This window comes from Niastella sp., assembly GCF_045805085.1.
Classification (GTDB): Bacteria; Bacteroidota; Bacteroidia; order Chitinophagales; family Chitinophagaceae; genus Niastella.
Genome location: NZ_JBJMLX010000422.1, coordinates 1 through 13,113, shown reverse-complemented (window position 1 = coordinate 13,113; position 13,113 = coordinate 1). Strand labels below are relative to the sequence as shown.

11 protein-coding genes and 1 pseudogene are annotated in these 13,113 nt (G+C 47.0%); 2 read left to right on the top strand and 10 right to left on the bottom strand.

The window, feature by feature from the left end; translation table 11 throughout:
* From ACJ751_RS22210 to ACJ751_RS22180, 7 genes are all read right to left on the bottom strand, one after another.
* Positions 1–1,118, bottom strand: a 1,118-nt coding sequence (locus ACJ751_RS22210) for a glycosyl hydrolase (protein WP_407747723.1), incomplete at its 3' end; no start/stop codon positions are given.
* Between the two features lie 63 nt (positions 1,119–1,181).
* Positions 1,182–1,778 carry a histidine phosphatase family protein gene (locus ACJ751_RS22205; protein ID WP_407747722.1) on the bottom strand — a complete coding sequence of 199 codons (597 nt, stop codon included), beginning with the start codon at positions 1,776–1,778 and terminating at the stop codon, positions 1,182–1,184.
* Positions 1,771–3,228, bottom strand: a complete 1,458-nt coding sequence (locus ACJ751_RS22200) for an FGGY-family carbohydrate kinase (RefSeq protein ID WP_407747721.1) — start codon at positions 3,226–3,228, stop codon at positions 1,771–1,773. Before ACJ751_RS22200 ends, ACJ751_RS22205 begins: the two co-directional genes overlap by 8 nt.
* A gap of 16 nt (positions 3,229–3,244) precedes the next feature.
* A complete protein-coding gene (locus ACJ751_RS22195) occupies positions 3,245–4,687 on the bottom strand; it encodes an FGGY-family carbohydrate kinase (RefSeq protein ID WP_407747720.1) in 1,443 nt (480 codons plus the stop codon).
* A 7-nt stretch (positions 4,688–4,694) separates the two neighbouring features.
* A complete protein-coding gene (locus ACJ751_RS22190; RefSeq protein WP_407747719.1) occupies positions 4,695–5,696 on the bottom strand; it encodes an NAD(P)-dependent oxidoreductase in 1,002 nt (333 codons plus the stop codon).
* 25 nt (positions 5,697–5,721) lie between these two features.
* On the bottom strand, positions 5,722–7,008 hold the full coding sequence (locus ACJ751_RS22185) for an MFS transporter (protein WP_407747718.1): 1,287 nt from the start codon (positions 7,006–7,008) through the stop codon (positions 5,722–5,724).
* A 302-nt stretch (positions 7,009–7,310) separates the two neighbouring features.
* A complete protein-coding gene (locus ACJ751_RS22180; protein ID WP_407747717.1) occupies positions 7,311–8,303 on the bottom strand; it encodes a DUF6528 family protein in 993 nt (330 codons plus the stop codon).
* A 374-nt stretch (positions 8,304–8,677) separates the two neighbouring features.
* Here ACJ751_RS22180 and ACJ751_RS22175 point away from each other — a divergent pair, with 374 nt between their 5' ends.
* Positions 8,678–9,442, top strand: coding sequence for a DeoR/GlpR family DNA-binding transcription regulator (locus tag ACJ751_RS22175; protein WP_407747716.1), 765 nt, complete (start codon positions 8,678–8,680; stop codon positions 9,440–9,442).
* Between the two features lie 15 nt (positions 9,443–9,457).
* Here ACJ751_RS22175 and ACJ751_RS22170 read toward each other — a convergent pair.
* The 3 genes and pseudogenes from ACJ751_RS22170 to ACJ751_RS22160 all read right to left on the bottom strand — a co-directional run.
* Positions 9,458–9,589, bottom strand: a pseudogene (locus ACJ751_RS22170) (helix-turn-helix domain-containing protein); the annotation flags it as partial.
* Positions 9,590–9,801: 212 nt separating this feature from the next.
* Positions 9,802–10,221 carry a hypothetical protein gene (locus ACJ751_RS22165; protein WP_407747715.1) on the bottom strand — a complete coding sequence of 140 codons (420 nt, stop codon included), beginning with the start codon at positions 10,219–10,221 and terminating at the stop codon, positions 9,802–9,804.
* A gap of 72 nt (positions 10,222–10,293) precedes the next feature.
* Complete coding sequence (locus ACJ751_RS22160; RefSeq protein WP_407747714.1) at positions 10,294–10,752, bottom strand: SRPBCC family protein; 459 nt, start codon at positions 10,750–10,752, stop codon at positions 10,294–10,296.
* A gap of 233 nt (positions 10,753–10,985) precedes the next feature.
* Here ACJ751_RS22160 and ACJ751_RS22155 point away from each other — a divergent pair, with 233 nt between their 5' ends.
* Complete coding sequence (locus ACJ751_RS22155) at positions 10,986–12,884, top strand: AAA domain-containing protein (protein WP_407747713.1); 1,899 nt, start codon at positions 10,986–10,988, stop codon at positions 12,882–12,884.
* Positions 12,885–13,113 lie beyond the last annotated feature (229 nt).

The following is a 13,113-nucleotide window of genomic DNA, read 5'->3' as shown; positions in this document are numbered from 1 at the left end:
TACCCACGGTATTTTTTGAATTGGGGGATGATGTTTTCTGTCCAGTTGGGAAAACCATCTTCAAAACTATCATCACAGAAATATTTGAGTGTTTTTCCGGCATATTGGCCTGCTTCCTGCAACAGCACCCTTCCTACATTTTCAAATTGCAGGTCAACACCGATATGGCTTAACCAGTCAACTGAAAGACCACTGGCTTCAGGTTGCGCGATCATTACTTTGGAACCCGTCATGCGATGACCGGTGCGAATGATGGTCCATTCACCGGCGGGCACCTCCCAGTCGAGTTGTCCGTCGGCGGTTAGTTTGCCGGTGAGATCGATCACCTTATCTACCGGAATGGGTTGATCGCCGGGCATTGCTTCCCAGGGTGTTGACACCGGCGTCATCACTTCATTCGCTTTTATAAAGTTGCTGGCATCTTTTCGGTTAGTTTTGGCAATAAAGAGCGTCGATCGTTTATCTGTCCGTAAAGGATTGTTGTCGGGGGCGGCAGGAATGGCTACAATGGCTGTATCGCGATAATCTATTTGCTCCAATGGCAGATCAATATACTCTTTCCAGCCGGGCGCATTTACCAGGTTGTCGTACCCGTCGCGGTTACCCGGTAATGGTAATTTGCCGGAGAATTTTTGCGGGCCCTTAACGGTTAATTTTGATTGCAGGAACCAGCGGCAGGCATGTTGGGGCGGGATCCAGGGACCACCCATGCACCAGCCGGAACTCATGTTCACGCCAAACTTTATTCCCAGACGATTGGCTTCTTTCAATGCAAACCGGTATAGTTCGCGCCATTCGGGCGATAAGAACAAAGCGCCTTGCGGAACCTTCGCACCGCCCAAACCACCAGCGGAATTGATCATCAGCACTTCGCCCATGCCCTTAGCCTTATATTCCTCCAGATCACGCGTAATACCTTCTTTATCCATAAGGCCATTGAACCACCACCAGTAACAACCCGGTTGAAATTCCTGTCCGGGTGTTATAAATTTTTCTTTCAGCTCCGAATAAAAGGGAATGCCTGTAAAATCAGGCGCCCATTTGTTAATGCCGGCCTGGGCCGTAGCCAAATGAGCAGTGGTTAACGAAGTGAGGGTTATGAATTTTCGACGATCCATTCTTTATTTGTTATTTATTTTTTCAGGGTGGGTCACCCTTGGAGGGTGGCTCACCCTTCTCAATCAGAATTTTGAATTGAGATACCGCAACATAAAACCGCCATCCGGTTCCAGCGTAAACATACTGGCAGCGGAATTTTCCATAAAGAACATGCGGTAATTGCGTAACGGCATACCCAGTTTATGCGCCAGGTATAAACGGTTCACGCCATTATGGGCAGCCACCAGGAAGTTACCAGTGGTATATTGTTGTTGTAACGACTGAAAAAAGGCATCCACCCGTTGCACGATCTCAGTGCCGGTTTCACCAGTACCACCGGCCCGGTTGTTGGCAGGGTCACTCATCCAATTGTGCCACAGCCGGGCATTCTCGGCCATAAATTCTTCTTTTGTTTTTTTCTCCCACCCGCCAAAATCGGCTTCGATCAACCGTTCGTCTTTTATTACGGTAGCGCCGGTTGCTATTTGCGCGGTCATATACGCCCGTTGCAACGGCGAAGAAAAAACCCCATCCAACTTTATGGATAATAACTGTTGACGCAAGGTTTCGGCCTGTTTCAGTCCTTTTTCGGTAAGCGGAATATCTGTTCTTCCGCAATAGCGGTTGTTATCGGCATTCCAGGCGGTTTCCCCATGCCGGATCAAATAAATATTAAGCATATACTGTTTTGCTGATATAGCCTTTACCGGCCAGGAGATCGATAAATTGCTGATAATTCTGTTTGTAAATCTCTACCACGCCCAATTGCGGATATACTTCTTTTTCAATTTGCGTTAATGCTTTGGCCGCTTCGGTGAGCGACGCAAAATGCGTTTGTGACGCTGCAATGATGGCGGCACCCACGGCGCCCGTAACATGTTTCATTTTGTATACGGGTAATTGCAGCACGTTGCTCCTGATCTGCAACCACAGCTCGCTGTTACTGCCACCACCTGCGGTGAATACGGCGGATACGCTTTCACCCGACAACTGTTCTATCACTTCATACGCATACTTTTCAATATAGGCAACGCCTTCCATACAGGCGGCAAACAGTTCAGCGGGTGGCAATCCAACCGGATGAAACCCCGTTGCCTGCGGCGCTATAAAAGGAAAACGCTCGCCATGTTGTTTAAGCGGCCAGGCCATGTGCTTTGTTGGCACTAATGCAGCTGCCTGCTTTGTTAATTCATCCAGGTTATTACCAAAATCACGGGTCACCCAATCGGCCCCGGTGTTGCTGGCGCCGCCGGGCATCCAATAACCTTCGGGATGGCGATGACAATACAACCGGCCATGCGGATCGTTGATCTCCCGCGTGGTTACGCCTTTTACTACCAGCGTTGTGCCAATGGTGGTGTTCCAGTCGCCGACCTGCACAGCGCCTGAAGCGATCTGTGCGGCACAACCATCCGTCATGCCTGCTACCACCTGAATGGTTTTGGGAAATCCCAATGCAGCTGCCAACTCCGGCAGAATATTCGCTATGCCTGTGCCGGAAGGTTGTACCGTTTGCAACCAGTTTTGTTGAATGGGGAGTTTTTCCCAAATGTAGGCAGGCCATTCTTTTTTGCGCACATCAAACCCCGATTTCAGGGCATTGGTATAATCGGTCACCTCATACCGGCCGCACAATTTGCCAATAATAAAATCAGCGGCATGAATGAATTTACCCAGTTGTTCCACTTTACCGGGATACCGGTTGATGAACCATAACATTTTGGGCAATCCACTGCTGGCATTAAAGGCGGTATAGCCATTGCTGTTTTCCGCCAACGCAACTTTCTTACAATAGCTGGCTTCTTCGGCCGAACGCGGATCGCTGTACATAATGGCATTGTACAACGGCTCATTATTTTTATCGATCGGAATAATGGTGCCTGAGGTGGAGGTAACGGAAATGGCTACAATATCATTCAGATTGATTGTAGACCTCACCTGCCCTACCACCTGTTGTAAACACAACATACAATCGCGCCACCACTGTTCCGGCGATTGTTCTTCGCGGGATTGATTGTTTAATGGAAATGCCTGTTCGCCACTGCCCAGCACTTCTCCGGTTGCATCTATTAAAACTGCTCTTGCGCCCTGTGTTCCTACATCTATACCAATGAAATATGGTTTATTCATGTTGGTTACTTTGTTATTAGATGCTTCTAAAAAAACTCCTGGTTTTCTTCCATTCTTTGTAAAGCGCAGCATAATATTGTTGTTGCCTGGGCTCTATTGTTTCAATGGTATCATCGAAGGCTACCGAGGCTTTCAATGCTTCATTACAAATAAGGGCGCCGCCAATAACCGATGATTGCTCGAACCCGCGCCGCACCTGCACTTTCTTGTTCAACAAACCGGCCAGTAAACTGCGCAGGGCAACACTTTGCAAACCGCCGCCACAGGCCCATACATAATCGGGCTGGTGACCGGCCACTTCGCACAGTATTTTATAATTCTCCGCAATGGAACAGGCAATATCCAGGATGGTAGCCCATACAAAATGTCCGCGCGTTAACTGGTGCGAGACCGGGGTTGGAAAAATAAAACCACCTTTTATCAGCGGTGTTTTTTCATCGGCCACCAGCGAACCCAGCGAGGCCATACAAAATGCATCTTTGGTAGCTGCCAGCTCCTGCTCAATAACCGAATAATTTTCGTTGGGATAAAAGATCTCCTTCAACCGTTGAAAGTTCAACCCGGTTACCCCGGCATTGGCTTCAAACACCAGCCTGTTGGGTTCAATATCCCTGCTCGTCCAGGTACGTTGATGCGCATCCAGCAAATAAGTATCAACCAGCTTTACAATTGGCGTGGTTGTTCCTGATACAATTACAATGTCTTCTACTGCGGGCTGGGTGCTTTTTATAGCAAGTTGCGTATCGCCGCCACCCACTACTACAACCGCCTCTTTTGAAATCCCAAATGAAGTGGCCATATCAGGCAACACCTGTCCCAGCACCTCACCTGAACTCTTTAATGGCGGCAGTAAAGAACTATCAAGTGAAAACACATCGCACAGGTTTTCGCTCCATTCCCTGAATTGCACATCGTACAACAGGGTTTCTGAAGCCTGCGAGTGTTCATATTTAATTACGCCGCTCAACTGGTATTCTACCCAATCACTGATGCTTACAAAATTGACCGTGTTCTGCCAGATCTCTTTCCAGCGCTTTTTTATTCCTATTAATTTGAATGCGGAGAACAACGATGTGGGATACCGGCCGGTGAGTTTATACACGATCGTTTTATCGGGCACCATCTCTTCCCACTCGCGGCCGCGGTGATCGATATTAGGCAAACCGATCAGCGATTCGCCATCCTTACCCAACAACACAATGCCTTCACGCTGGCTGGTAGCCGTTAAAGCGCGAACAGTTAGGCCGGGCAACTGATCAATAACCTGTTTGGCCAACGCGTTCACCTGTTTCCATAAGGCATTGGCATCAAAATACAGGGCATCGGCGTATTTATCGTCACGAATGTATTGAATATCTTCCCGGGCCACACCCAATACCGTTCCATTGACGCTGGTAGCAGCCACCCGTACATTCCCGGTACCGATATCAATGATTATGTATGCTTCTTTTGCAGTCATGGTAAACTTATATCTGAACAGTGAGTAATTCTTTATTGGCCAGCCTGGCGCCGGTTCTTTTATTTTCAACGTACCAGTCAACCAGGGTTTTGTTTAAAATAGTCACATGATGATCTTCTACCTCAAAGGTAGCGCCTGCAATATGCGGCGTTGGCAGTACATTGGGATGATCGATGATCTTATAATCAATTTCATCGGGCGGCTCATGATCGAACACATCGAGGATGGCGCCGCGAATAGTACCTTCTTCCAGCACGCGCAACAGATCATTCCGTTGTACCACTACGGCACGTGCCGTATTTACAAATATTGCATTCGATCTCATCTTTGACAGCAATGAATAATCGATGATCCCTTTTGTTTCCTCCGTCACCGGCAGGTGAATGGAAATAATATCACTGGTAGCAAACAGTTCGTCCAGCGAAACGGAGCGATACGCTTTATCATAAGTGGTTACATACGGATCATAGAACTGTATAGGACAAGGGTAACATTGCAGCATGGATGCGATGAGCTGACCAATGGCGCCAAAGCCTACCATGCCCACTGTTTTCCCAGCCAGCTCGGTGCCTTTGAATTGCAGATAAGAAGTGTGCGCGCCGGCGGCCCAGTTACGTCCTCTTAGCCATTCCACCCCGGCCAGTGTATTACGCATAAAAGTGATTACATTGGCAATAAACATTTCCGCCACCGCCTGTGCATTACGCGCGGGTGTATAAAAAACAGGAATGCCGTGTTTGGTGGCGGTTTCAATGGCCACATTCGAGGGCGTTCCCCGGCATACCCCTATAAATTGTAAATGAGGATGCGCATTTATTACGTCGGCTGTCACATGATCGTGTTCGGTTATCAATGCACTGGCCGCTGTTTCGGTTAACAACGCCGTTAATTCATCGGCAAAATACGCCCGGCCATTTGGTTTCCAGGGTCTGTAAATTACCTCGCCAAAATGTTCCTGCAATGTTATTAACCCGTTATCATTGTACGGCGCCGTCACAAGTATCTTCATAATGCGTTGATTTTATTTCTGTATGTTATAGAGTAGCTTCTACTATTGTGTTATCTGCCTTTACCTGGTGCAAAGTTTTGGCGTTATCGGGCAGGGTAATAAATTTTGTTAACAGGGCGCTGATAAAATATAGAACAGCCAGGATCCAGATGATGCCTTCTTCCCCCACTGAACTAAAGAACAAACCCACCAGTGCAGGTCCTACAAAAACCGGTAACCCGGCGCCCAGGTTCAGGATGGCGATGGCAGCGCCTTTGTCTTTTTTCACCAGGGATGGAACCAACGCCGAGAGTGGCACATAACCAGCCAGACAGGCGCCCCATAAAATTCCGGCGGCCAGTACAATGGTGAAATTACCGGGCGCGGCTTGTGGCACATAGTACAAGGCTAATGTAGTGATAGCGCAACCAATGCCGCCAAACCACATAATGGTATTGCGCCAGCCCAGGCGATCGCCCACAAAACCAAAGATGAGGTTGAAGATGATGTTACTGGTAAAGATGGTGCCCCAGATCTGTAACCAGGTAGTGGTATCAAACCCATGTTTTTCCATGTACATAGGCAGGAACACCGGAAACGCAAATTGCGCCGTGGTATTGATGATGCGCACGATACCGCCGATCAATACTTTCGGTTCCTCCTGAACGATGGTCAACCCTTTCAGTAACTCGCGGGTTTTGCTGCCCGCATCGTTTTTATTTGAACCGGTTTTAAAAGATGCTTTATTCAACAGCAACGCAAAGAATGCGCCGATCAACACCCAGAAAACGGAACTCCATAAAGTGTTGATGTAGCCCAGGCTTTTAATGGCCCAGCTGCTATAAAAAGCGCCCAGCACATTCAGTCCGCCCGTGAATACAAACCAGAACCAGCCTACGGCGCGGCCCAGTTTTTCTTTCGGACTTTGATAAGCGATCCACACCATAAAGGAATACGCAAATAAGGGATAACCAAAGCCGCGCAGGGCATAAGTGGCGATCATAACAGGGAAGTTCAGGTGCGCCAGCCCATAACCAACAAAACCGGTGGTGCCGGCCAGGTATAATAACAAACCGGCCAGCATGGTTTTCTTGGGTCCAAACCCTTCTGCCAGCACACCGGAAAACCAGGCCGAAATGGCTACGGTAATACCATAGGCGGTGAACAGGGTGGCGTTTTGTTCAATGGTCATACCCTGCGCTTTCAGGTACGGACTTAACCAGCCGGTTTCCATACCATCGCCCATCATGAATATGAGAATACCTACATAGCCCCATAGCAGGGACATGGGAATGCCGGTTTTATCGGCGAATGTTTTGTTTGCAGCAATCATTATGTTGTTTTTTTGTAGCATTTGGATTGTTGAGCATCGTTATTGAATTCAGGAGCTTAGGCAGGCAGACGGCAGAGAAAAAAGGCAATAGGCAGTGGGCAATGGTGAAAACGCTGTTCCCGCCTTAACCTTTCAACCTTTCCTATCACTCAATATCCTCCCGATACGCTATCAACTCTATCAACCCACGTCAACTCTACAACTTGTTAACTTGTTAACTTATCAACCCTATCAACTCCATCAACCCTATCAACTTGCCTTCCCTCGTCAACTCGTCAACTGATCAACTGGTCAACTCACAACTATTTACACACCCGCACCTCGCTAGTACCATCGTAACTAAAAGAATTAACCAACATCCATCTCCCCTTATACGCCTTTAACCCCGCCAATTGCAACACCGTATTTCCCTTAAGATCTATCACCTTATCATTGTACCACTGCTGATCGGTATCGATGGACTGCATAAGAATGGTAGGATAGTTTTCATTGGGTCCGGATGAAACACTTTTCACGCGGGCCAGGGCGCTTTGTTCTGTCACTGCTTTTGTTTGCAGATTGATGGCCCAGATCTTACTGCTGGTTGATAACCACAAGGAATCTTTTCCGTACACTGAAAACAGATCGTGACAACCAGATGCAGGCAGGGTTACGCTATCCTTCAACGTAAGATCGGGCGCTGCACAATTAAAATTATAGGTAAAGCCGTACAGCTTGTTTTTGGAAGCGGTCCACAGTTCCTGTCTCTTTTTATCCCACACTACATTATGCGCATCGTTCACTGCAATTTTTTTGGTATAACCAGTGTATGGCAAGGCGGAAGTATCCATTCTTAACAACATCAGGTAATTACCGGTACTGGCGGCTATTACCAGGTTACCATCGGGCAGCACTTCTGTTGAATGCACATTGCCATTGCCGCCATAGGCATAAAAAACCGTTTTCTTATCGGCGATACGCACCAACGCCACACCGCCGGTAGAGGCATTGGCCAGGATATATTTATTATTATACACCGGTTTGGCATCAGACATGTTCACAAACCACTTCACATCACCGGGAGCCACATTCGACGTGGCCGGGCTCCATTCCCACACCACATTTTTGGTATCTACATCAGCAATCACTACCCGGTTTACCGACTGATCGGCAAAGACGATCTGCCGTACGTCTTTTTGACCGGTAGTATCGATTTCGTTAGGGGTCGTGTTGCCGGCAGAAGACTTTGAACATTGGATCATACATACGGCTATCAGGCCTGCTACCACCATAGTTTTAATAGGTAAAGTTTTCATATTGTTTAATTGTCTAATCACTTTAAATTTTGTTTTAATTTCTATATATCCAACCGCGATTATTAAACAATTGACAACCTTCAAGGCAAAAAAGTACTAGAGTACGGCTTAAAATGACCCAAAGCGTGCAGCTTCCTTCGGTTGAAAACTACCGACGATGACACCAAATTAAACATAAATAAACACAATTAAACATTATTAAACCATTAATTAAACACATTTATGCGCACAATTGAGTGCGCTCATATTATCCTTTTTTAAAAAATTAAAGGGTCTGTAAGCTTTTTACACAAAATTCCTGAGATTTGACTGGGATTTATGGGATCATTGATCACCCATCCCATAAATCCCAATCATTTCATAAATCCCAGTCAATGACGATTACAGACAGACACCAGCTCATTATTCAGAAATTACAGGAACAAGGACGGGTAGATATTCAGGAGCTCAGTGAGGAACTGCAGGTTTCGGGCGTTACCATTCGCAAAGACCTGAAGTTGCTGGAGGAAAAGAACCTGTTGTTCAGAACAAAAGGTGGTGGCTCTATCCATAATCCCTATGCAGTTGAACGCCCCATCAATGAGAAGGAGTTCATCAATGCAGATCAAAAGAAAAAGATCGCCAAAGCGGCGCTTTCCCTGCTGGGTCAGAACGACAGCATTATCATTGGTTCCGGCACTACGGTATTTGAACTGGCGCAGTCGCTGTACCCTTCCAAACATATAACGGTAATCACTCCTGCTCTGCGGGTAGCGATAGAACTATGTAACCGGCCCAATGTAGACATATTGCAAATTGGCGGACTGATCCATCACAGCTCAGCCTCTGCTGCGGGCGCCTTTGGAGAACGGTTGCTCGAAGATATTTCCTGTGGGTTGTTATTTATGGGGGTTGATGGGATTGAACCGGAGTTTGGTTTAAGCATTACCAACCTGGCAGAGGCCAGCCTTGATAAAAAAATGATCCAGGTAGCGCAACAGGTAGTGGTGATGGCCGATAGCACCAAGTTTGGTCGCCGCGGCATCGGCCGCATCTGCGGGCCCGACCAGGTTGATTATATTATTACCGATGCCGGCGCACCGATGGAAGCCATCAGGCAGCTGGAAGAAAAAGGAGTGAAAATCATTATTGCGGAATAACTGGGAAAGGGTTTTCTATCTTCCAATCAATTTCTCATAGTCCTCATCATTCATATATTCCAGGATATCACCCGGTTGGCAATTAGGCATTTTACAAATCTCCTCCGGCGTTGAAAAACGAATAGCCTTTGCCTTGCCTACTTTTAATGGGTTGTCCATACTTTGTCTACGCCTGATTTCAGGTAAGCCGAAGAGGAAGCACGTCTTTTGCGCAAGAATTTTTGCAATCAAATTATAAATAGAGAACGGGTACATATAGGCTTTGATTAATTTATATGCGTCTTAGACAAGCCAAACAAAAAAACCCCTGCTTTTTAGCGGGGGTTCTATTTTATACAGACTTATTAAATTATTTCAGTTTAACCGGCATTTTCACCGGAAGCCCCAATTGCTTTTTCCGCTACCGGTTGAACAGTTACGGGAACGGGTTGAACCGCGGCCGCTGCAGGCGCCACTTCTTCTTCACCCACCCAGTCTGAAGGCAGATAACCTTTATACTTCAACAGGTAGGGGTTCAATTTCTTTTTAACCCATTTTGAAATGATCTCAAACACCAGGAAGCCAATGATAATGGAGATGGCCCATTCCATAAAGCTAAAGGTTTGTTTGTCCACCACCGTTCTTTTGGCGGTGAGTCCCCACAGGTTTTTTATACTGCGGGTTGTAAAGAAATGCGCTACAAGACGGGTAGAGGCCATCCCAATGGCAAAGCCTATAAAATTGCCCGTGTAGTTGCTGTACACGTACTGCATGAACTTTTGGCCGGTATTGTTTTTCATAGATCAAAGTTTGATCTTACTAAAATAATACCTTCCTTTCGTAAACGCCAGTATGTGTAAAAAATAACTATTTTACAACACTTCCAACCGACGGTAGCTGAATTCCAGCATTTTTTTGAGCTGTTTTAAATTGCGGCGGCTGACATTCCGGATAGCCAGTTTCAACAAAGGCGCCATGGGTTTTGAAAAAGCAATGGGAACGCCGCGATTGCGAAGGGTCATACACGTGGTATTTTCATTGATGGCCTGCCAGGCCACCGTGGTTTCCATGCGCATGTTATTGCTGCGGCTTTTCATAATCACCTTTTGCCCGGGAATTATTTCCACTACTTCATATACATTTTGCTGCGGGCGCCGCATGATCTGACCATTGAAAACAAGCTTTGCACCTGCCCGTAAGGGCGCATCATTATTCCATTCCACCGATTTAATATGGGTGCACCAGTTGGGCACATTGCCCGGATAGGAAGCAAATTCGGCTACTTTTTCTTTCGGGAGATTAATAATGATCTCGGTTGATACATCTACCATTTTTCAAATTCAAAGAGTAAATAATACTATACCAAACCAATGGAGCGTCCACAGCAGCTTTCTTTATGTACGGAAGGGGGTAATACAAATGGAAAATAAAGTTAAATATTAAATGTTCATACGCCAACGAAATCAATGTTAACTTATCATAAATCAATTATTTAGGGTGTTTTTCTCATTTTAGCAACTCCATGGCTTTCGGAGGTGTATTGTCAATTCGTTATTTTTGCCGGATGGATTATTTCAAAAGGCTGCTGGATTTGCTGAAGACCGAACGTGAAGAAGACCGGCAATTATATTTAAAACTTACTCAAACAACATCTGTAAATCAACGCAGGGCCAATGGATTGACCTGGTACCCCATCGCCATCCGCGACCAGGAAATGAGCCGGGGCGATTACCTGACAGTTGAAGTGGAACGCACCACGCATCACGATGTTATACACCAGTTACGTTTTGGCATGCCCGCCGTACTGTTCTCGAACCACGATGCAGCAAGTAATAAGGTAGAAGGCACCATCACGTTTGTGAATGGCAACCGCCTCAAGATCACCCTGCGCACCGATGAACTGCCCGACTGGGCCAGCGATGGCAAACTGGGTATCGATCTGTTGTTTGATGAGAACAGCTATGATGAAATGCAGAACGCCTGCAAACTGGCTGCTTCCCTGTCTGAAAAACCAGCGGAAGGCCGGTTGATTCAAATACTCACCGGTAACAAGGCGCCTTCGTTCGAAAACAGCGCCCCGGTTATGGTTCCCTCCCTGAATTCTTCGCAGCAGGCAGCTGTAAATAAAATACTCCAGGCCAATGACCTGGCCATTGTGCATGGTCCGCCGGGAACGGGTAAAACCACTACGCTGGTGCAGGCCATCAAGGCCATGATCAAAAAAGATAACCAGCAAATACTGGTAGTGGCGCCCAGCAATACCGCCGTTGACCTGCTCAGCGAAAAGTTAAGTGATGAAGGGTTGAATATATTACGGGTAGGGAACCCTGCGCGGGTATCGGAACGCCTGTTATCGCTTACCCTCGATTACAAGATGGCGGAACACAGCCATATGAAAGAAATAAAACGCATGAAAAAACAGGCGTCGGCTTTCATGGATATGGCCCACAAGTATAAACGCCATTTCGGTAAGGCCGAACGCGACCAGCGCAAAGCCCTGTTTGCCGAAGCGCGCAACATCATGAAAGAGGTTGACAATTCTGAACAATATATCATTAAGGACCTGGTAGCCAAAGCACAGGTGATCACCGCTACGCTGGTGGGCGCCAACCATTATACCGTACGCAACCTGAAGTTCAATACGGTGGTGATTGACGAAGCCGGACAAGCACTGGAACCTGCCTGCTGGATCCCCATCCTGAAAGCACAAAAAGTGGTGCTGGCCGGCGACCATTGCCAGTTACCGCCTACCGTAAAAAGCGCCGAAGCCGCCCAAAACGGCCTGGCCACTACCCTGCTGGAAAAATGCGTGGCGTTACATCCGGAATCAGTAGTGTTACTGGAAGAACAGTACCGCATGCACGAAATGATCATGGGTTATTCTTCCAGTACGTTTTATGATGACCGGTTAATAGCGCATGCGTCCGTTGCCAGGCATGTATTGTTCAACAACGACAACCCGCTGGTATTTGTTGATACAGCAGGTTGCGGGTTCGATGAAAAGACGGAGCAAACCAGCACCTACAACCCAGAGGAAGCTGCCTTTTTATTCAGGCATCTTACTCAACTGGTTTCCTCGCTGGATAGTCATTATAAACCCGAGAACTTTCCCAGCATCGCCATCATTTCGCCTTACAAGCAACAGATAGATACATTGAAACAACAATTCTTAAGCTCGCCGGCCTTACAGGCTTATGGGCATAAGATCGCTATCAATACCATCGACAGCTTTCAGGGCCAGGAACGCGATATTGTTTACATCAGCATGACGCGCAGCAATCCCGATAACCGCATCGGTTTCCTGAGTGATATCCGCCGCATGAACGTGGCTATGACGCGCGCCCGTAAAAAACTGGTAGTTATTGGTGACAGCGCTACCCTGTCGCAATTCGATTTCTATAACAACTTCATTAGCTGGGCGCAGGACCGCAATGCTTATCAAAGCGCCTGGGAGTTTGTCTGAACTGAGATAGATGGGATGTCTGAGATGATGGGATGGGATTCGCGAGTTTCATATTTCCTACTTCTTACCTCTTACTTCATTTCTTATTAACCCGCGGTGGTGTTTTAAAAATAGTTTTCCCAATGGGCGGCATGGTATCGCCCAATAAAAATCCCCATGGTTTCAGCGGAGTAATGCGGTCGAAAATAACTTTTACAATAGCCGTAAGCGGTATTGACAAAAACATCCC